The organism is Acidaminobacter sp. JC074 (assembly GCF_022496765.1).
Lineage (GTDB): Bacteria > Bacillota > Clostridia > Peptostreptococcales > Acidaminobacteraceae > JABXKX01.
The window spans coordinates 1-21,937 of record NZ_VANV01000015.1; the positions used below are offsets into that span (position 1 = coordinate 1).

A 21,937-nucleotide genomic window follows, 5' to 3' on the forward strand; every position below is an offset into this window, starting at 1 on the left:
TTTGATTTTCTGTTTCTTTGTTTTCTTGACGCCATTACTTCATTTACCATCCTTTGTGTCCTTTCTAGATTGTAGCACACAAAGTCAATAAAAATAAGTGTGCTATCAGATCCTTAGTTCTGATTTACACACTTTATTTTACACTCCCATTGAGATTGTAATCACTGATTGCAATCTTTTTTTGCATAAATATAAGGCCTCAGAATATGAGACCTTATTTTTTTCTCTCAATTTTATGTATACCATTCTTAACACTAACTTAAACACTTTTTAACGAAAAAAATGTTTTTCCACACTTTATTCACATAGTCCACAATGTTATCCACATGCATTTCATTGATTTTATGAGTTTTTCTTAAAGTTATCAACATTATCCACAATTTTATCCCCACAAAGTTAGTATAATTTTATATGCAATTTATGGCTAATTTTGGTTTACATAATATTTTTCGCCTAGCTTTAAATTAGATATGGCATTCAAAGTTTGATCCGCAAATCGCTTGTTTATATATTCATAATAACCTGCTGAGCCGATCATTGCAGCATTGTCTGTGCAAAGTACAATTGGTGGATATTTAAAGTCAATATCTCTGTTTTCAAGTTTAGATTCAAATTCATGTCTTAAACCTGAATTGGCTGCAACACCCCCGGCTAAAACAATGGTTGTTACACCAACCTTATCAGCAGCAGCAATGACCTTATCAGTAATGACTTCTACAACTGCCTTTTGAAAAGATGCTGCGACATCTTCATTTACAATTGGTAAATCTCTCATCTTTTGCTGGTTCAAGTAATTTAGCACGGCAGATTTAATACCTGAGAATGAAAAATCTAGGCTATCTTTTTCAAGATAAACTCGTGGAAAGTCAATGGCCTTTTCATTACCGATTTTGGCAAGTTTATCAATTAAAGGACCACCTGGATAACCAAGTCCTAACGATCTGGCCACTTTGTCAAAGGCTTCCCCCGCTGCATCATCTCGTGTCTTACCTAATATTTCATACTCACCGTAATCCTTAACATGAACAATATGGGTATGACCACCCGAAACAACCAAACTGATAAATGGCGGTTCTAAATCCTTATGAGCAATAAAATTAGCACATATATGCCCTTCTATGTGATTTACAGGCACCAAAGGCTTATTCAAAGAAAAGCTAAGACCCTTGGCATATGAAACACCAACCAATAAGGCGCCTACTAGGCCAGGCCCATAGGTTACAGCAATACCGTCTATATCATCAAATGTAACACCAGCCTCTTCCATGGCTTCATCCACTACCTGGCTGATCTTTTCTACATGGTTTCTTGACGCAACTTCTGGTACAACGCCACCAAACTTCTTATGAATATCAATCTGCGAGTAAATCATATTGGATAAGACCTCACGACCATTTTTAACAATGGCAGCAGATGTCTCATCGCAAGACGTCTCTATACTTAAAATGGTTACATCCATATTTACACCTTCTTTCTTTGGTTATTATATCATGAAGAAAAAAAAACTCAAGATACCTTGAGTTTGAAAACCTTACCTGTACATATGAGGACAAGAACCATACCCAGTATCAGGATGATAGGCAGTATCCACATGGAAGTATGTTTAACAATTAATCCGATGACTGGTGGCAAGAAGGCACTTCCTATACCAGCAAATGCAACTTGATAGCCTATAACGGTTTGAGAAAGCTCTTTACCGAAATGATTGGGCGTTTCATGTATCATGGCAGGAAAAATTGGTGCTAATCCAAATCCAATCAGAAGTAGTGCGATCATCAAGCCAAACTTTGGTAAAGGTAACATAAGTAAAGCCATAGCACCTATGGATAAATATGTCCCATACCTTATCAGTTGTTGGTTGCTTAATCTAAAAGTTAAGAAACCAGATACCATGCGACCAAGGGTAATGCCACCATAATAAATGGCAATAAATCTTGCAGCTGTATCAGGTGATAAAGACTTGACCTTTACCAGGTAGGTAGCCCCCCAAAGTCCAGTTGAAAACTCAGACATGCAGTAAAACAAGAATACAGCCAGAGCATATTTGACGCCCTTTACTTTAAATGCACCTTTTTCTAAATGTTCATCTGCAATTTGTATTTGCTCTTTAGGCCACAAGCGAAGAGTTAGAAACAGAATGACAGCCAGGGTCAGCTGAATCATAGAGATGGTTCTGTAACCCAATTGCCAAGACCTCAATAGATAACCCGACATAATAACAGGACCAGCTGTCGCGCCAACACCCCAGAAGGAATGCAGCCAATTCATGTGATGAGCTTCATAGTGAGTCGCCACATAATTATTAAGGGCTGCATCAACAGAGCCACCACCTAATCCAAGTGGCACAGCTAATAACAAGAGCCATATATAAGAAGGTGCAAAAGAATAACCTAAAAGGGACAATCCAGTCATGGTACATGCTATTAAGGTCACCTTAGCAGTACCAAATCTTCTGATGACTCTACCACTCATGAAACTTGACACAATGGTGCCAGAAACACAGATAAAAGAAATGTAACCTGCCGCATCCAAAGGCAGTCCCCATTCAGTGTGTATGGTTGGCCAAGCCGAACCTAATATAGAATCTGGAAGGCCTAAGCTTATGAAAGCCATATAAATAATTACTAGTAATACCATAGAAACTCCTAAATCATTTTATTGTAATGGTCTAAAGCAAGTTCTCTTAAACCATATATATAAGAATCGTGAAAATCCGACTCACACATCAGCTCAGGTACGTGCATACCTGGCAAATGTGCTTGCAGTTTTGCCTCTATAATTTCAAGGTCAAGATCTGTAAACCCTAAACCTGATAGAACAATGTGATTGGGGTTTAAAATACAAACAATGGAAATCAATGCCTTGGCAACTTGGTTTAAGAAACCTTCTTCATGACTGGGTACAAAAGATTCAAAGGGCATATGGTTCATTTCCCCAGAAAAAGAAGAAAAACCTCTAAGAATCTGATTATGTACAATAAAACCAGCTCCTGCAAACCCATTCAAGGGATAATAGATATAGGCAAACGATTCATCATCATAGTCGGTCTTAGCATAATAACCTATGGCAGATGCATTGACATCATTTTCAACAACAACACCAAGCTTAAAGTGATCTTCAAGGATCATCTTTGGATGAGTATCAGCCAGTTTTTTTATATCACAGTTCTTAATTTGTCCATTTTGGACAACACCAGGTACACCTAGAGAAACAAGCTTAAGTTGAGGATACAAACTAAGCATCGTTTCTACTAAGACTTGAATATCTTTAAGTGTGATGAAGTCGTACTCCCTATGGGCCTCTTCTTTAATGTTTCCGCTTAAATCAGTTACCTGGTAATAGATACTTTCCACATTGTCTTCTATTCTTGTATAGAGACTCATCAAATAGGCGTAGTTCATATTGTACCTGAATACTCTAGATCTTCGACCACCTGTAGAAGGTGCATGGTCAAGTTCTAAGACTTCCCCTTCTTCAATCAGCTCTTTTAACATGTTGTTACACGTACCAACGCTTAAACCGGTCATTTGAGCCAGTGAATTTTTACTGGCTGTTTCACATGTCCTAAGAGCTGTACGTATTTTATTCTTATTGATTCTTTTCAATACACTTGTATCCATATAACCACCTTTCGATAAGACTTAACGAAAGTCTTTTCGAATTTATTATAGTCCTTTCGATACAATCTGTCAAACAAAAAGAACCTAGCTAAGCTAAGTTCTCATATAACCACTTTAGAAGTTTTAAGTTTTTTACTGCTAAATCATGATAACCATCCTGAGTTTCGAAATAAGATATGAAAATCATTTGTATAGAATACATCATATAAGGAATGGCATTTTTTTCATCTTCACTTAAATCAATCACACTTTTATAGCCATCTATTAAATCATGATATTGTTCTAACCAAAGATACTTATCCATCTTAGCTTCTGCCAATATAGAAGTGGCTAAATAACAAATATCGAAAATTCTCATATTCTGAGTCGTCAGGTAGAAATCACCGTAACCGACAAGTTCATCATCCTTAAAATAAATGTTGTGCATATGAGGATTTCTATGAATGATACCATATGGGATGGTCTTAGAAAGCTCTTCAAACTCTTCATAATCTACATAAAACGCTTTATCAAGAATATTGTCTGTGTCCAGGCCTTTTACAATAGGCATGGCCCAGTTTTTGCAAACCTCATAAGAATTTGATTCCTGGTCTATGTCTGGCATAGATCCTAGAGTATAATGGAGTTTGCCAATTGACTGTCCTAACCTAAATCTTATGTCTTTTGAAGAGGCAATTTCCTCGACTGAGTATGTGGAGTAGTTAAACTCTTCTTTTACAACAAGGTAGAGATCATCTAGTTTAAGATAATAATCACCCTCACTGTTTTCAATGTACTTAGGTGTTTTTATACCGTCCATGTTAAGGGCATCAGAGATGCGCTTGCTTTCTAATATCTTATTATAATTGTTTGTGATAATGACTCTATAATCACCCACTAAAAATAAATCTTTTCTCTTTTGATGATTCTCAGAAAAAACTGGTCTGATTTCTTCTTGGTCTAAAGACCACTTCTTCAATAAATTTTTTAGTTTCTGTTCTGTAATCATAGGATATTTCTCCTTTCCTATAAAAAACACCACAGGCTTATCAAAGTTGAGCTCAGATAAACAAGCTTTTGGCGACATAGCAAATACCCGCTTGCAAGCCTTATAAAAGCTTGAATAATCCTCATAGCCATAATCAAAGGCTGCTGTAATCATGGACTTACCTTCTTGTGTTTGATACAAGACATGAAGGACCTTTCTTTTACTGATGTATCTTTTTACAGTCATACCAACTGCATCAGAAAACATCCTTGTAAAATGATAAGAAGAATACAATACATGATTTGCCACTTCATCTACGGTTAACTGCCTGTGTAAGTGTTTTTCTATATAGTCTAAACTTAAGTTGATTGTTTTAATATCCATGAATATTTCCTTTCAGTACTGACTACAGTATAACATCCCATTAAACCACAAACATGTCTGAACTTGCTAAAAGCCAGCAAAAGCTGGCTTAAATTTGAAATCTGTACCCGACTCCCCATACAGTTTCTATAAAGGGGCTAGTTACATGTTTATCTATTTTTTCTCTTAACTTACCTATATGAACGGTAACAGTTGCACCATCACCAAAATAATCCATACCCCAGATTTTATCTAGAAGCTGATCTTTAGTAAAGACTTGGTCAGGATTGGTGGCCAAGTAGTAGAGCAAGTCGTATTCGGTTGTAGTTAAAGATACTTCACCATCATCTAAATAGACCCGCCTTGACTTTGGAATGATCTTTAAGTTTCTAATAAGAAGTTCCTGTTCCTTAGGTTGACCCACAAGTCTCTTATAAATGGCTAAATGAGCTTTGACTCTAGCCACCAGTTCACTTGGACTAAAGGGTTTTGTAATATAATCATCAGCGCCCAATCCCAGTCCCCTTATCTTATCGATATCTTCTTTTTTTGAAGACACCATCAAGAGTGGAATATTATGGTTTTCACGAATTTTTTTACATAAGTCAAAGCCATTCATACCAGGTAACATAAGATCTAATATAATCAGGTTGTATTCATTTTTATTGACCATGTCAAGCCCCATCAAACCCGTTGAGGCAATTTCTACAGTAAAGCCTTCTATTTCTAAATAATCTCGTTCTAGTTCTGCTATGGTTTTTTCATCTTCAACAATCAAAATTCTAGTCATTTTTTACCTCTTTATTTAACTCAATTACCATCTTAGTACCATGATTTAACTTACTGTAGGCCTGAATCCTTCCACCATGCTGAATGACGATTTGCTTGGAGATGGCAAGTCCGAGACCAGTACCACCTGTTTCAGGGTTTCTTGATTCATCCACTCTATAAAACCTGTCAAAGATAAACTCTAGATGATCTTCTGAGATTCCTTGTCCATTGTCTGTGATCACAATTTGAACACTTGACTTTAGATCATTAAGGGTTACATCTATTTTCTTTTGATCCTTGTCCATGTACTTCATACTGTTTTGAATGATGTTTACCAAAACACGTTTCATCTGAACCACATCAAGATTCACAAGTGTGTCATCAGATATATGAGACTGCATCTGAATATGTTCATTGTCTTTGTCAAATTCAAAAGACATCTCTTGAACAATTTCTGCAACAAACTCCTTGATAGGTACTTGTTTCAATTCAAATGGTACCTTATTCAAGTCTAACTTTGAAAATAAGAACAAATCATCTATAAGCTGGTCCATATCCTGGCTCTTTTGATAAATAACATCTAAGTACTTTTCAAGTTTTTCAGGTGAATTGGCCACACCATCACGAATGCCCTCTACATGACCTTTAATGGATGTGATAGGCGTCTTTAAGTCGTGACTGATACTCGTAATCAATTCTTTTCTATTCTCTTCAAACTTAACCTGTTTCTCTAAAGAATCCTTAAGATGGGCACGCATGGTTTCAAAAGACTTGATAACAGAACCGATTTCATTTCTCTTTTTAGTGGTCAGTTGAAAATCCAAATCACCCTTGGTTATATTATCAACACCCTTACTCAACTGATTAAGAGGCTTGATGATATCTCTAGTAATGATCCACAAAATTGGTAACATAACAATCAAAAGAACCATTATAAATGCCCTAAAGGATTGTCTACCGACAGTCGCTTCAACGTCTCCCAATTGACTGACGTCAATTAAGAAGAAATACACCACTTCTTTATTATCTACTGTAAAGACATAGTCCATAAATGCATATTCAATGTCTCCAGAAGTAACATAATTATCATGTTTTCTGTACTCACTGCTTTTTTCTAACTTATCAATGATAATCTTATCAGCTGATAAATTATCCGAAACAATCACTTGATCCGAATACTTGACCACAACGCCACCCTTCGTAAAATCGAGATGACTGCTGATGTCATTTACATAAGACGGCTCGATAAGCTGGTCAGGTTCATACTTTTCAGCCTGCTTTAAGTCAGCCAAAAGATCTACCACTTCTGTAAACATTCTTTCTACAGGCACATCCTGAAGAACTGCATCAGAGATTTCTGTCATAGCCATAGTAAATAAACTTATACCCGAAAAAATGATAACAACAGCACTCACTAAAACGAGTACTGCATAAGTTATCATCAACTTTATTCTGATAGACATATCATTGCTTCTTTCTTGTCAAATAATTGATAACCTACTACACTTAAAAGTATATAGTAAGCAATAACAGATAACAACAAGCTAAAAGAGCTAAAAATCATTTGATACTGTCCCATCATATGACTGATTGAAATGGTCTGTAATGATGGTACCATGATACCCACAACGTTTAATACCATAAAAGCTATATAAGTAACTAGAACAACCATACCTGATGTATTTAAAAACATAGATAGCAGTGAGCTTAAGACATTGATTAAACCCAATAGAATAAATGCACCAATGTAGCCTGTAATCGTTGCTAAACTAAGTCCGATGCCATCTAGTAAACCACCTGCTATAAGTGAAAGAACCATTTGTACAATCAATAGAATACCGACTAGTGATTGAACACTCAAAAGCTTTGAAATATATATTTCATGTTTTTGAACTGGTAAAAGGTATAAGTTCTTTATGGTACCTTTTTTAAATTCAGATACAAATGTACTTGCCGTCATATAAAGAACGATAAAGGGTAGGACAAAGGTCATCATTGCATTTAAAGAAGATAAAGTAAACTGGCCACTGTTATAAATACTGAGTCCTAGTCCAGCTTCTCCATAAGCGTAAATGCCCATTAAGCCTAAAAACAAAAGGCCGTATATGATCAAAAGTGTCTTAGTACTTTTCTTATTTAAAAGTTTCTTAAATTCTATTTTAAACATCAGCTGACCTCCTTCAAAGCTTGAATACGTTCTAAGTAAAACTCTTCTAGTGTTAAACCAGATGATTTTACCTGATCCATAGAACCTGAATATAATGTTTTACCTTGTGAAATGATGACAAGCTTATTGGCTATGTTTTCTAAGTCTCCAACCATATGACTAGAAATAACGATGCCGGTCTGATTCAAACCTTTTAAAATCCTCTTAAAATCTGCCTTAGCTTCAATGTCCATGCCAGAAAAAGGTTCATCCAACATGAGTAGTTTAGGATTATGCATAATGGCCCTTGCAAAATCCAACCTCTGTTTCATGCCCGTTGAATAAGTCTTAATCTTTTTGTTCATTTCAACTTTCAGTCCAACTAAGGCCAGTACTTCTATAATTCTAGTAGATGAAATACCATAGATGTCCTTAAAAAGCTCCAAATAGGCTAAACCAGAAAACTCTTCATAGAAGCTGGGTTTTGAAACCATAGCACCAATATGAATTTTACTCTTATCTGTTAAAGGCTCATTTAAAAGATTTAATGTATCATAAGTAGAAGGTGTTAAGTTCAAAATAGCGTTAAACGCTGTTGTTTTTCCAGCACCATTAGGCCCTAAAAGCAACAAGATATCGCCTGCATCTACACTTAAATCAAGACCAAAAATACCATGAGAGCTATCATAAGCCTTTGTTAGATTATTCGTTTTCAAAATATTCATCGCTACCTCCTTAGATAGCTCTCAAGGAGCTATCTGTTCTCTTTTAGTTCATAAACTGTTTGATCTGTTAATTCAAACGTCTTCATTTCAACACTTTCACTTGATTTTGTAAAATGACCTTGAACCTCTACTTGGTGAGATTCGCCTGCTTGGTCTAAACCCTTTACAATCACATTCATCTCAAAGCCATTAACGACATCATCTTCAACTAGTAAAACAAATTTGATGTATTCAATTTCTGTTTCAGTTAATTCTGGAACAAGATTTTCTAGTGAACTTAGTTCTTCAAATAATGGATAAGCCATCATTTCTTCTGACATATCATCATGATAAGTTTCTTTTTCATAATCACTTGATGCCATTAAGTTTACAAGAGCAGGAATCTCTTCTTTATTAAGTTCAAAGACTACATTATTTCCTTCTAATGAGAAGTCATCTTTAAAGTCTGCCATTAAGATATCCATGATTGCTTCCGATTTTGCATCAAATTCTTTGCCATCATATTCAGTTTGATCATACTTATGATGGTAGTCTCTTTCTTCTAATGACTCATCATGTGATGTAATATAAACATCATCACCATCAACGATATACATCTTTTCATCTTGGCCATAGAGTTCTAAAGACTTGTTTAAATCTCCAGCTTGAATGTTTAAGTTACCAAAACCTTCTTCTGATGTTTTGTCACCAACAAAGTTACCTGATAAAGATAAGATTTCCTCACCGTTGTCGATCACTGTAAGCTTGCCTTGTCCTTGACCCGATTCAAACTCTTGGTCATTTCTAAGTAAATCCTTAAATCTTTCATAGCCTGCGTATGTATCATTACCTGCAAAGACTGCAAATGATAACATAGATATTGCTGCTAAAACTGCAATAATTGTTATTGTTCTTTTTTTCATGTTAATCTCCTTTCGATTTCTTATTACACTTACATGATAAAAGAAGATACTAAAAGCCTTATAATGCAATTCTAAAAACTTTCTAAAATAAAGTAAAAAGACACTAAAAAAGAGACTTAAACAGTCTCTTTTATAAGTTCTATTCATATCTTAGGGCATCTATAGGATTGAGTTTTGCCGCTTTATTGGCTGGCAGTAAACCAAATAGGATACCAACAAGTGCTGAGAATGACCAAGCTATAATGATAGTAACAAGATCTGCACTTGCCTGTATTTTGGCAAACTTAGAAATGATCTCTGCAATACCGATACCCAATAGTGTACCGATCATACCACCAATCAAAGAAATGATGACAGCCTCTATCAGAAACTGACTTAAAATCTCTTTATGGGTAGCACCAAGTGCTTTTCTGATACCAATCTCTCTCGTCCTTTCAGTTACAGATACAAGCATGATGTTCATAACACCAATACCACCTACAAGAAGGGATATACCGGCGATAGCACTGATAACAGCTGTTATGATACCCATAACCTTGTTAATGGATTCTAGCTCGTTTTCAGGCAAATATGAGTTGTACTTGTCTTGACCAACATTGTTGTGTCGTCTTTCTACAAAGGTAATGATTTGGTTCAAGGTTTCTTGAGAATCAGCACCTTCAGCTATATTACCCTGTAGGGTATATACATAATCTTCATTGCCGTAAATTTTCTCTACATAGGTATAAGGTACATAAGTTTCAAATGACTGTTCCATAAAGCCACCGAACATGGAGTTTTTCTTTTCATAGATACCTACAATGTTAAAGTCTTGTAAAAGACCACCTACTTCTAGTTGAACTTCTTCACCGATAACATTTTTTCTACCAAAAACATCTTCAGCCATTTTATCACTTATAACAATCGATGTTCTTTTAGAGTCGATTTCATTCTTTAATAAGAAACGTCCATCAATCATGTTGATGTTTTCGATTTCATTAAAGTCATCATCTACACCATTCAGATTGACACCAGACTGCTTTTTCTTATTGCTGTTTGAATAGACAGTACCTGAAGCATTTCTTGTAACACTCAGAGCAGACAGCTTATCAGAAAAGTTGTCATCTATGGCATCCACATCATCATGGTTTAAAATATCTCTTGATAAGACATCTTGAGACCAATTCATATAAATGATGATTCTTTTGGCACCAAAGTTTTCAAACTCTTTACCAATGGCATTTTCAGTACCATTACCTAGGGCAACAACCGCTATAACAGATGAGATACCGATGATGATACCTAGCATGGTTAATAACGATCTCAGCTTATTGATCCATATGGCTTGGAGGGCCGTTTTTACGCTTTCTAAAAAGTTCATTTGGCCTCCTGTCTTACATCACTGACAATCTCACCATCTGTAAATTTTATAATACGTTTGGTTTGAGCAGCAATGTCATCTTCATGTGTAACAATAATTACTGTTGCACCTTCAGCATTCAGTTTTTTAAATATATCCATAATCTCTTGGGTAGAAACCGTATCTAGATTACCTGTCGGCTCATCTGCAAGAATAATAGATGGATTGGTTACAAGTGCCCTTGCAATTGCCACACGCTGCTTTTGACCACCTGATAGTTCATTGGACTTGTGGTGGCTTCTGTCACCAAGACCGACCTTTACAAGTGCTTCTTTTGCCAGTCTTTTTCTTTCATCCCCTTTAACCTTTCCATAAATCAAAGGTATTTCTACATTATGTATAGAAGGGACACGTGACAATAAGTTAAAGGATTGGAATACAAATCCTATCTTTTCATTTCTGATTCGAGCAAGTTTTAAATCATCTAAGTGCTCTACATTGATGCCATCTAGTGAATATGACCCATCACTTGATTTATCCAAACAACCAAGTATGTTCATAAGTGTTGATTTACCAGAACCCGATGGACCAATGATTGATACAAATTCACCCTTTTCAATGTGTAGGTTAACGCCTCTTAGTGCATTTACTTGAATAGCACCCGTGTCGTAAACTTTCCATAGATTCTCTATCTTTATCATTCTTTCACTTCCATTTCAAACACAGCAATTTCTTCTGAAATTTCTTCATTTGGATTTAAGATGACATGGTCACCTGCCTGAATAGAATCAGAAATCGCCTGGAAGTTAAAGATACCTTCCACACCACGCTCAATTATATGTTTTTTAACACTACCTTCTGTTACAGTAAAGACAACAAGCTCGTCATCTTTGTTGACGTATACTGATTCGTATGGCAGAACAAGTGCACTTTCTACATGCGCTGTTTCAATTTCAGCTTTTACAGAGTAGTTTGGCTTTAGAGGCGTTTCTTTAGAAGTTACATCGATTTCAACTTCAATTACCATTTCTTGACTGGCACCAACCACCTTGGCTAAAGCCTTTGAACCGATTTTAGACACAAGACCTTCAAAAGTTTCATCTTCTAAACCATTGGCCTTGATGGTCACCTTCTGACCTAATTGTAACTTATGAATATCATATTGACTCACATTGATGTTGACAATTAGATTGTCTAAGTCTTCAACTGTAAATAAAGGTGTCGTCATACCAACAATTGATAAGAGCTTAACATCTTCTGTTGTAATAAAACCATCAATTGGGCTTTTTACATATGTATCTTCTAACTGCTCATTTAAATCAGCAATTGTATTTTCTAATGATTGAATTCTAAGTTCTTGGATTTTAATTTCAGAATCAGAATTTTCATTGTTGTAATTGGACCTAGTTTCTTCAAAAGCATTTAAAGCCTGCTGATAAGCTGAGTATGCTGCATCTTTAGATGTTTTTGTTGATACCCCCGCTTCATACAAAGCCAAAGCATCATCATAAGCTTTTTTAGCATCATCTCTTGCTAAAACAGCATTTTTATAAGATGTTTTATAATTGTTGCTGCCTCTGTTGATGATTTGTAGTAATGACTCTTTTGCTATTTCAAGTTGAATTTCTGTTTCTGTAATCTGCTTTTCTATTCCCGACTTGTCTAGTTCTAAAAGGACTTGACCCTTTGTTACCTTGTCGCCTTCTTTAACATGAATCGCAGTTACTTCTCCAGTAGCCTTGGGATAAACAATGTATGACGACTTTGCTGTGATCATACCATTTGTGTTGACATAGGCTGTTAAATCTTCAGATTTTGCTATACCTGTAGTCACATAAGTTGTAGATACATCCTCCTTATTTCCAAATGCAAATCCTAAACCAATCATAGCTAAAATTGCAATCACTACAATAATAAGAAATATCTTTCTCTTCTTCATTTTTAATCTCCTAACTCCACCCACATAATCAATGCATCTTCGTTATTATCTGTATAGTATTTTGGGCGTATACCAGCTTTTTCAAAACCCATTCTACTATATAACGTAATGGCTGCAACATTAGAGACTCTAACTTCCAGTGTCATATGCTTGATACCTTGTATCCTTGCATTATGCTTCATCTTCTCAACCAAAAGTTTGCCAAGACCTTTTTTTCTATGTTCCGGATGAATGGCTACGTTTGTGATATGTCCTTCGTCCATAATATACCAGACACCACCATAACCAATGATTTCTCCCTCTTCTTCAATAACAATGTATTTTGCCAACATATTCTTAGTCAGCTCATTTTCGAAAGATTCTCTTGTCCAAGGAACAGAAAAACAGGCTAGTTCTAACGACATCACCTGATCCAAATCTTCCACAGTCATATTTCTAATCATTTCTGCTTCTCCTCATATTCTCTTTCTGCTTGAGACTTTCTTAGATATGTTACATGTACATCATCATATCTTTTCTCTTCACTTCTATCAAAAGCTATTTCACATAAGGAACCCGCCGATGAAATATTGAGATGTCTCGGTGCAAATACTGCACGCTCTCCAAGCACTTCACTGATCCTAGCCTGGTGTTTAGTCGCACCATCGCCTATAAAGCAAATTGAAGAATACGCTTTTAATGATTCTAATAAGTCATCAATGTGAATCTGATCTTCTGCAAGTGGACTTTTACCATATAGACCCATAAATACAGTATCACGTCTTGCATCCATCATTGCACAAACATGTTCATGCATCACATTTCTAGCCAGACTCTCTAAGGCAGATATCTCTATAACAGGCTTCTTAGAACCATGAGCAAGTGCCTTGGCAGTTGTTACACCAATTCTTAATCCTGTAAAAGACCCTGGTCCTACAGCCACTGCAATTCGATCGATATCATCCATGCTGTTTCCTGTTTGTGTTAAAAGAGATTCTATTAAAACCATCAACTTTTGAGAATGTGTTTTCTTATCGTTTAATGTCATTAAACCTATTAACTTGTCATCGTCCATTAAAGCCACAGTTGCAACACTTGTTGCTGTATCAATGCCTAAAATCTTCATAAAAAGCCTCCAACTTATCTTCTAAACGCTTGCTAGAACCTTGTATCTCAATCACTCTTGTATTAAAGTCCTCACCCATTTTAAGTGATATCTTAAAGTGTTCATCTGGTAAGAGCTCCTCAACCATCTTAGACCACTCCACAAGACATATGCCGTCAGAGAAAAAGTATTCCTCATAACCAATCTCATACATCTCATCGATATCATCAATTCTATACACATCAAAGTGATTGACCTTATACAGTCCTTGATATTCGTTCACAATGGTATAAGAAGGACTTGTCACATAGTCATCGACCCCTAGTGCATGGATTATAGCTTTACTTAAAAAGGTCTTTCCAGCCCCTAAGTCTCCATCTAATCCAACAAAATCACCAGGTCCAAGTATTTTTGCAAAAGCATGACCAAAAGCAGTTGTTTCAGCTTCATTATGGCATATTAAACTAATCACTCGATTTCCTCTTTTCTATAATATATCTCTATTATAGTATATAATTTTTTAAGGAACTTCAAGTGTTTACCCGATTCTATCAGATAGTTATTAAAGCTTTCTTAAGACTAAATGGGAATAATATTAAAAATACTGGCAGAAAAAGTCAAAAAAAACAACCCGAAGGTTGAATTTTATAGTCTATGAACGATTTCGCCATCAATGATTGTGTAAAGTGGTGAAGACTGTAAATCAAATGGATGTCTATCCCAGATTACAACATCGGCATCTTTACCTTTTTCTAATGAACCAAGTCTATCACCTAATTCTAAGATCTCAGCCGCATTGATTGTGATACATTTAAGTGCATCTTCTTCACTTAAACCAGCTTTCATTGCAAGTGCAGCACACATATTTAAGTGGTGAAGTGGAATTACTGGACTGTCTGTCATAATCGCAATCTTAACACCCGCTTCAATTAATGTCTTAGGTGTTTCAAACGATAGATTTTGAAGCTCAAATTTTGTCTTGTGTCCAAATGTTGGACCAACAACTGCAACAACATCTTGTGATTTGATGTAGTCAGCAATCAAGTGACCTTCAGTACAGTGCTCTAAAGTTATGTTTACATCAAACTCTTTAGCAATACGTAAAGATGTGATGATATCATCTGCTCTATGAGCATGTGACTTTAAAGGAATTTCCTTGTTCATTACCGGTAGCAATGCTTCTAGCTTCATATCAAATGCTGGCTTCTTACTTGGATCGTCTTTAGCCAACTCTAATTTTTCTTTATACTCTTTTGCCTTAAATAAGATTTCTCTTAATTTAGCAGCAGTACCCATTCTTGTTGTTGGTGTTTCTTTTCTAGCGTTGTAACATCTCTTTGGATTTTCACCAAAAGCAATCTTCATAGCCAGTGGCTCTTTAACAACCATTTCATCTACTACATCACCATAAGTCTTAATAACGCAGAACTGACCACCTACAACATTTGCAGAACCCGGACCAGTTGCTACAGTTGTAACACCACCCTTGGCTCTTGCTTCTTCAAAACTCACATCCATAGGATTGATGGCGTCAATACCTCTTAAGTGAGGTGTTACAGGATCTGTAATCTCATTACCATCATCACCTTCAAAGCCGATAGCTGTCTCCCACATACCTAAGTGACAGTGAGCATCGATAAATCCCGGAAGTACATAATGCCCTTTAGCATCAATAATTTCAGCGCCTTCAGGTGCTTCAATATTACCTACGTCTAAGATTTTGCCGTCTTTTATAAGTACTGAACCATTATCATAAGTTTCGCCTGCCATGGTCAATACTTTACCATTTTTAATAAATAACATGCTTTCCCCCTTTGTTTCGATTCACTAAATACCAAAATCATTATACCACTTATAAAATAAGCAAGTCTAGCCAATTAGGAAATATAAGAAAAAAATAAGCCCATGTATAAACACATGGGACAAAATTAACCTTGATAAATATTTTTACAATTGGTTTCTTTCACTAAGAAGATGGCTAAGAAACCTACGACTACACAAATATAGGCAATCTTAAATGCTGCATTGTAGTCCGCTACGCTTGTACCGCCATTTAAGACATTACCAACAATTGTCGGTAGTACAGCTGATCCAAAGAAGCCACCCATATTAACAACTGATGTAGAAATTCCAGCTACCTTTGGGTTGTTAAGTTCTTTACCACATGCCCAGCCTAAAACAAATGTTGAAGTTGACAGACCTAATACAAAGAATAAAGGATACATGATACCGATTGGCGGTTTACCCCCACCTGCAAATATCAGAATGGTCCATGTTAAGAGTAACAATCCCCCTGAAATAAGCATTGGCAGTTTTCTTCTTTTAAGTGCATCTGATACTCTACCGATAACAATAGAACCAATTGCCAGACCTAAAACAGCTGCCATCATATAGTTGGCTGCAGCACCCTTTTCTAAACCATATACATTCATCATATAAGATGTACCATAGAAACCTGACAGGACAGTAAATGCACCGAAGAAACTTGCAAAGATAACAAATGGTGGCCATGTTCTCCAGTTGGTTAACACTTCACCTAAAGCCTTAACAAGGTTGACCTTTTCCTTAGTAATATGCTTTTCTTCTTTACCTTCTATTTCAGCAATAGATGGATAGCCTTTTTCTTGTGGTGTATTTCTTACCAACCAATAAATAAGTCCAGTGACAACTAAGGTTACAACACCGATAGCTATAAAGGTATTTCTCCATGTAAACATGGCTACCATCCATACCAGTGGTGTTTGGGCAATTAAACCACCCATATTACCAACAAATGATGTGATACCTGACATGGTACCAAACTCAGATTCCTTGTACCACTGCGATAAGATCTTTAGTGTAGATATAAATACAACAGACACACCTAAACCAACAACGAATCTACCCGCAAAGGCAAAGAATACATTTGGTGCTAAACCAAACATAATTGACCCTATCGCTGCTAGTAATGAACCGATTGTTACAGTTTTTCTAGCGCCAAGTGAATCGGCTAAAAAACCTACTGGAATCTGCATAAACATATAAGCATAAAAATACATTGCCCCAAGACTAGCAAAAGCTGATTCTGAAATCTGTAAATCTCTAATCAAATCATCTTTAACAACACCTGCTGCAAATCTGTGAAAAAATACAATAATGTATGCTGTCGCTAATAAGCCCCAAACAAGCCATCTATAGCGCATCATTGACTTTACTTTATTTTGATTCATAACCCTTCCTTTCATATATGACTAGTGTAGCTTAAAACTTCAAAAAAATCTAGTAGCATTCAACAAAAAATTGAAGACAATAGCCTTCCATCAATTTAAGTCTACTGATATAATAAAGTATGATTGAGAGGAAACTATGGACTATAAATTACAAAACTTGGTTGATATTGAAAGATTACAACAATTACTGGACAATCTCTATGACGCCTCTGGCATCCCCTCAGGTATTATCGGGGCAGACGGTGAGGTCATAACAGCAACTGGCTGGCGAGATATATGTACCAAATTTCATAGGGTTAATGATATCACCAATAAAAGGTGTATCGAAAGTGATACAAGCATCCAGATTGATATAAAGTCTGGGAAAAAATATGTGGTATCAGAATGTAAAAATGGTATGGTTGATATTGCATCACCTATCATCATCGATGACAAACATATAGCCACTATATTTCAAGGCCAATTTTTCTTCGAAAAACCCAACCTTGATTTTTATAGAGCCCTAGCCAGTGAAGTAGGCTTCGATGAAACAAGCTACTTGTCAGCAATCGAGGTAACACCAATTATCACAGAAGAAGAAATTAAGCCTGTTGTTGAATTTTTAACAGATTTGGCATCCTTTATTGCGGATCTTGGTTATTCTAGGTTAAAAGTCGAAAAGCAGCATTTAGAACTACAAACTCAGCACGAGGAACTCGGTGCTGTTTACGAAGAGCTTGTTGCAACCGAAGAGGAACTTAGAGGCAATTACAAGCTCATCAATGAAAGAAATGATTCACTTGAGACTTTAAACAACGATTTAAAGTTTGCCAATGCTGGTTATGAACTTATATCAGAGGGGTCTTATGATGCCACATGGGATGTAGACTTATTAAGCAAAGAGCCTTATTTTTCATCCAACATTGTTCATATTATAGAAAGAGACACTGTACCAGAAGTTTCTGACATCATGAAAAACATCATTCACCAAGAGGATCTTGATTCTGTTAAAAACAACTTTTTTTCTGCATTAGCGGATGCTCCTAATTACGATGATCGATTTAGAATCCATACACCTTCTGGTGTTAAATGGCTTCATGTCAAAGGTAAAATACAGAGAAAAGATGGAAAAGCCATTAGAGTTGCTGGCTCAATTGGTGATATTACTGAAAAGCTAGAGAATGAAATGACCATCAAACAGATGGCTTATACCGATAATCTTACTGGTATCTCTAATCGTAATCAAATGTACTTGGACTTACATGACCACTTAAAAAGAAAAAAAGAGCATCCCCAGGAATCACTTGCCATAGTTTTTCTTGATTTAGATAACTTTAAAAATATCAATGACATCTATGGTCATTCAACAGGTGACGATATATTACAACAAGTTGCCAATCGTTTAAAGCAACACTGTTCTACAGATACTACAGTCTATCGATTTGGTGGTGATGAGTTCATATTTGTCTCATCCTATCCTAACGGCGCCATTATATCCCTTACAGAAGAGATATTAAGAGACTTTGAACTGCCATATATACACAATGACCAGTCCTTTTCTTTAACAGGCTCTATTGGTATCGCAACCTATCCCATAGATGGTATGACCGCAGATATCCTTATTAAGAATGCTGATACAGCCATGTACGAGGCTAAAAATCGTGGTAGAAATCAATATGCTAAGTTTGATATTGCCATGCATGAATCACTGGTAGAAAAGAAACACTTAGATGAATCTATGGAAGCTGCCCTTCATGCCAAGGAGTTTGAACTTATGTATCAGCCTATAGTCGATACACAAACGAGTGAAATTGATGGTCTTGAGGCACTCATCAGGTGGAAAAGAGGTTACGAGTACATCTCACCGGCTAAGTTTATTCCACAAGCAGAGGCCAATGGCTTTATCAGGCAAATCGATTACTTTGTTTTAGAAACAGCCATCAAACAACTGGTTGCATGGCGAGAAAAAGGTTACGATTTTACGTACATCTCAGTCAATGTTTCTCCTAACTTCTTAATGGAAGAAAACTTAATGACAAAGCTTGAAGGACTGATTAGAAAATATCCATTTTCACCAAGTGACATTCAGATAGAAATCACTGAAAATATCATCATTGAGTCATTCGATTTGGCTTATTCAGTACTTTCCACTTTAAAAATGCTTGGTTTTACAATTGCCATGGATGACTTTGGAACAGGTTACTCATCACTTAACTACTTAAAGTCACTGCCAATCGATGTTCTTAAAATAGACAAGTACTTTGTAGATGGTTTAGAACACAAGGATCCAATCATAGAATTCATCATTGGTATGGGACAACGACTGAAACTTAAAGTGGTTGCAGAAGGTGTGGAATCAGATAAGCAACTGGAACTCTTAAAGAAGTATAAGTGCGACAAGTATCAAGGCTATTTCCATTCTAAACCTATGCTGGCTTCACAAATAGAAAAAATGATGGAAATTGAATAATTAACTTCACAAAATGAGCATTTTTGTCGATATATGATGAGGATGCTTTCTTTTTATTGTATAATTGAAAGAGAAAGATTAATGACAGGAGTATATATGAAGTTATCTGATTTAATAGATATTCAGCGTTTACAAGTTATCTTAGATCACCTATTTGCATCCAATGGTGTACCCATTGCAATATTTAATCCAGATGGATCTAAAGTGGTCTCAACACCTTGGCGTGATGTTTGTTCTAAATTTCATCGGGTCAACGGGATCACTTGTCAAAGGTGTATCGAGAGTGATCGAGAACTTAATAGAATCATAAAAGAAACAGGCAAGTATGCTATTTCTAAGTGTAGAAATGGTTTAATTGACATTGGTGCTCCTATCATTATTGATGGCGAGCAAATAGCAGTTATCTTCCAAGGTCAATTCTTTTTTGAAAAGCCTGATCTTGAATACTTTAAAAAACAAGCCTATTTGGCCAACTTTGATGAGAAAGCTTATATAAAGGCCATTAAAGAAACGGCTGTAGTTTCTAAAGAAGAAATGAAAGAGATGATCAGTTTTCTGGTTCAATTAAGTGGTTTTATTGCTGATATGGGCCTAGCCAACTTAAAGATGCGTGAGTCTAATGTTGAGTTACATGAACAAAACCAAGAACTTTCAGCTGTATATGAAGAGCTTGTTGCCACAGAAGATGAGTTAAGAAACCATTACGATATGTTAGTTGAACGAAATCAGGAGCTAAAAGAGGCAACAGAAAAATACCGCCTAGTCGCTCAGGGTGCCAGTTCAGTCATTTGGGATCTTAATATAGAAACCATGATGCTTGATACGTCTAAAAGTTTTGAGAACATAACCAATATAGAATACATAAAAGAACAACCGATGAAAAGTCTTATTGATTTGATTCATCCAGAAGATATCGATAAGGCCATTTACATATTTGAGGACGCCCTTGAGCATGATGAAATTTATGAAGATCAATTTAGGATTGTTGATGGCAACAACAACCTCAAATGGATACATGCTAAAGGTAAGATCTTAAGAGAAAACAATCAGGCAATTCGCATTGGTGGTTCTCTAGATGATGTGACTGAACACATCAACCATCAAAATTACATCAAACATATGGCCTACATAGATGGCCTTACAGGTATTAATAACAGAAATCAAATGCTCAATGATTTAGAAGATGCCTTTGATTATTTAAAGTCTCATCACGACAGCAAGTTATCGGTTATCTTGTTAAACGTTGATAACTACAAAGACATCAACGATCTTTACGGCCACCATTTAGGTGATAAGTTATTAACTTCTATCGCCAGCAGACTTAACAAGATATCTGATGAAAGATTAAAGCTGTACCGTTATGGTGGTGACGAGTTTATCTTTATTATGAAGGAAGACCATCCTGAGGTTATTCAAAAGACATCTGAAAGAATACTGCGTTTATTTAATGATCCCTTTGAACTTTTAGGGAAAAACTATAACTTAACCGCGAGTGTTGGTATCTCAATCTTCCCTGAAGGTGGGACAGATCCAGATAGATTATTACTCAACGGGGTTACCGCTCTAAAAGACGCTAAAAGTAAAGGTAAGAATCATATAACCAAGTTTACATCTAGCATGCAGGAGAAGTTGACCAAACTAAGACAGTTTGACCACGCCCTTAACCTGGCACTAAAGAACAATGAATTCTTCTTGGTTTATCAACCAAAGGTTGATGTAGCTTCTAATAAGGTAAAGGCAGTAGAAGCCCTTATCAGATGGCGTTCGCCTAAAGAAGGTATTATTCCTCCAAATGATTTTATACCTATCGCTGAGGAAAGAGGCCTGATTGCCAAGATAGATTTATGGGTACTTGAGGAAAGTATCAGACAAGTCATTGAATGGACCTTAAACGGTTATCAGTTTGACTATATCTCTGTTAACATGTCACCAGAATTTTTAATGGACCAGGAGCTTTTAAAACACGTTAGAACTTTGATTGCCAAGTACACCTTTAATCCAAATAAGATTCAGATTGAGATAACAGAAAATGTCTTTATCAACTCCTTTGATGCTGCTGTTACAGTACTGATGCAGCTAAAAGAACTTGGATTTTCAATAGCACTTGATGACTTTGGTAAAGGCTATTCATCACTCAGCTATCTGAAACAATTGCCGATAGATGTACTTAAGATCGATAAGCTTTTTATCGATGGCATGGTTGAAGATGACCAACCTATCATCGAATTTATCGTGGGTATGGGCCATCGATTAAAAATGAAAATTGTGGCTGAAGGTGTAGAAACTGACGATCAACTCGATCTTCTAAAGATTTACGACTGCGACCTTTACCAAGGTTATTTATACTCTACCCCTCTATCTCCGATAGAATTAAAGCTACACTTAGATAAAAACTATAAAGAAACTTTAGCTTAAAATAACGC

The 21,937-nt window shown here is 36.0% G+C and carries 19 protein-coding genes; 2 read left to right on the forward strand and 17 right to left on the reverse strand.

All coding sequences use genetic code 11. From position 1 onward, the window contains the following. Positions 1 to 424 precede the first annotated feature (424 nt). From tsaD to EZV73_RS16975, 17 genes are all read right to left on the reverse strand, one after another. On the reverse strand, positions 425 to 1,459 hold the full coding sequence (gene tsaD, locus EZV73_RS16895; protein ID WP_240841589.1) for a tRNA (adenosine(37)-N6)-threonylcarbamoyltransferase complex transferase subunit TsaD: 1,035 nt from the start codon (positions 1,457 to 1,459) through the stop codon (positions 425 to 427). Positions 1,460 to 1,506: 47 nt separating this feature from the next. Continuing rightward, positions 1,507 to 2,637: a sugar MFS transporter gene (locus tag EZV73_RS16900; protein WP_240841590.1), complete on the reverse strand. Its 1,131-nt coding sequence runs from the start codon at positions 2,635 to 2,637 to the stop codon at positions 1,507 to 1,509. A gap of 8 nt (positions 2,638 to 2,645) precedes the next feature. Further along, a complete protein-coding gene (locus EZV73_RS16905) occupies positions 2,646 to 3,620 on the reverse strand; it encodes an ROK family transcriptional regulator (RefSeq protein ID WP_240841591.1) in 975 nt (324 codons plus the stop codon). 88 nt (positions 3,621 to 3,708) lie between these two features. After that, entirely contained in the window at positions 3,709 to 4,971 is a 1,263-nt protein-coding gene (locus tag EZV73_RS16910) for a helix-turn-helix domain-containing protein (RefSeq protein WP_240841592.1), read from the reverse strand. 88 nt (positions 4,972 to 5,059) lie between these two features. After that, positions 5,060 to 5,740, reverse strand: coding sequence for a response regulator transcription factor (locus tag EZV73_RS16915; protein WP_240841593.1), 681 nt, complete (start codon positions 5,738 to 5,740; stop codon positions 5,060 to 5,062). Then, positions 5,733 to 7,184 carry a HAMP domain-containing sensor histidine kinase gene (locus tag EZV73_RS16920; protein ID WP_240841594.1) on the reverse strand — a complete coding sequence of 484 codons (1,452 nt, stop codon included), beginning with the start codon at positions 7,182 to 7,184 and terminating at the stop codon, positions 5,733 to 5,735. The genes EZV73_RS16915 and EZV73_RS16920 overlap by 8 nt, the downstream gene beginning before the upstream one ends. Beyond that, positions 7,169 to 7,888 carry an ABC transporter permease gene (locus EZV73_RS16925; protein WP_240841595.1) on the reverse strand — a complete coding sequence of 240 codons (720 nt, stop codon included), beginning with the start codon at positions 7,886 to 7,888 and terminating at the stop codon, positions 7,169 to 7,171. Before EZV73_RS16925 ends, EZV73_RS16920 begins: the two co-directional genes overlap by 16 nt. Beyond that, a complete protein-coding gene (locus EZV73_RS16930; RefSeq protein WP_240841596.1) occupies positions 7,888 to 8,592 on the reverse strand; it encodes an ABC transporter ATP-binding protein in 705 nt (234 codons plus the stop codon). The genes EZV73_RS16925 and EZV73_RS16930 overlap by 1 nt, the downstream gene beginning before the upstream one ends. 29 nt (positions 8,593 to 8,621) lie before the next feature. Next, positions 8,622 to 9,494, reverse strand: a complete 873-nt coding sequence (locus EZV73_RS16935) for a hypothetical protein (protein ID WP_240841597.1) — start codon at positions 9,492 to 9,494, stop codon at positions 8,622 to 8,624. A gap of 139 nt (positions 9,495 to 9,633) precedes the next feature. After that, complete coding sequence (locus EZV73_RS16940) at positions 9,634 to 10,854, reverse strand: ABC transporter permease (RefSeq protein WP_240841598.1); 1,221 nt, start codon at positions 10,852 to 10,854, stop codon at positions 9,634 to 9,636. Next, positions 10,851 to 11,534, reverse strand: a complete 684-nt coding sequence (locus EZV73_RS16945; RefSeq protein WP_240841599.1) for an ABC transporter ATP-binding protein — start codon at positions 11,532 to 11,534, stop codon at positions 10,851 to 10,853. The genes EZV73_RS16940 and EZV73_RS16945 overlap by 4 nt, the downstream gene beginning before the upstream one ends. Continuing rightward, a complete protein-coding gene (locus tag EZV73_RS16950; protein WP_240841600.1) occupies positions 11,531 to 12,772 on the reverse strand; it encodes an efflux RND transporter periplasmic adaptor subunit in 1,242 nt (413 codons plus the stop codon). The genes EZV73_RS16945 and EZV73_RS16950 overlap by 4 nt, the downstream gene beginning before the upstream one ends. A 2-nt stretch (positions 12,773 to 12,774) precedes the next feature. Next, entirely contained in the window at positions 12,775 to 13,215 is a 441-nt protein-coding gene (gene rimI / locus EZV73_RS16955; RefSeq protein WP_240841601.1) for a ribosomal protein S18-alanine N-acetyltransferase, read from the reverse strand. After that, entirely contained in the window at positions 13,212 to 13,877 is a 666-nt protein-coding gene (gene tsaB, locus EZV73_RS16960; RefSeq protein ID WP_240841602.1) for a tRNA (adenosine(37)-N6)-threonylcarbamoyltransferase complex dimerization subunit type 1 TsaB, read from the reverse strand. Before tsaB ends, rimI begins: the two co-directional genes overlap by 4 nt. Further along, entirely contained in the window at positions 13,858 to 14,328 is a 471-nt protein-coding gene (gene tsaE / locus EZV73_RS16965) for a tRNA (adenosine(37)-N6)-threonylcarbamoyltransferase complex ATPase subunit type 1 TsaE (RefSeq protein WP_240841603.1), read from the reverse strand. Before tsaE ends, tsaB begins: the two co-directional genes overlap by 20 nt. A gap of 173 nt (positions 14,329 to 14,501) precedes the next feature. Next, complete coding sequence (locus tag EZV73_RS16970; RefSeq protein ID WP_240841604.1) at positions 14,502 to 15,659, reverse strand: amidohydrolase; 1,158 nt, start codon at positions 15,657 to 15,659, stop codon at positions 14,502 to 14,504. A 125-nt stretch (positions 15,660 to 15,784) separates the two neighbouring features. After that, positions 15,785 to 17,065: an MFS transporter gene (locus EZV73_RS16975; RefSeq protein WP_240841605.1), complete on the reverse strand. Its 1,281-nt coding sequence runs from the start codon at positions 17,063 to 17,065 to the stop codon at positions 15,785 to 15,787. A 136-nt stretch (positions 17,066 to 17,201) separates the two neighbouring features. Between EZV73_RS16975 and EZV73_RS16980 the strand changes: the two genes are divergently transcribed. Further along, on the forward strand, positions 17,202 to 19,514 hold the full coding sequence (locus EZV73_RS16980; protein ID WP_240841606.1) for an EAL domain-containing protein: 2,313 nt from the start codon (positions 17,202 to 17,204) through the stop codon (positions 19,512 to 19,514). Positions 19,515 to 19,610: 96 nt separating this feature from the next. Then, positions 19,611 to 21,929: an EAL domain-containing protein gene (locus EZV73_RS16985; protein WP_240841607.1), complete on the forward strand. Its 2,319-nt coding sequence runs from the start codon at positions 19,611 to 19,613 to the stop codon at positions 21,927 to 21,929. The last annotated feature ends 8 nt before the right edge of the window (positions 21,930 to 21,937 follow it).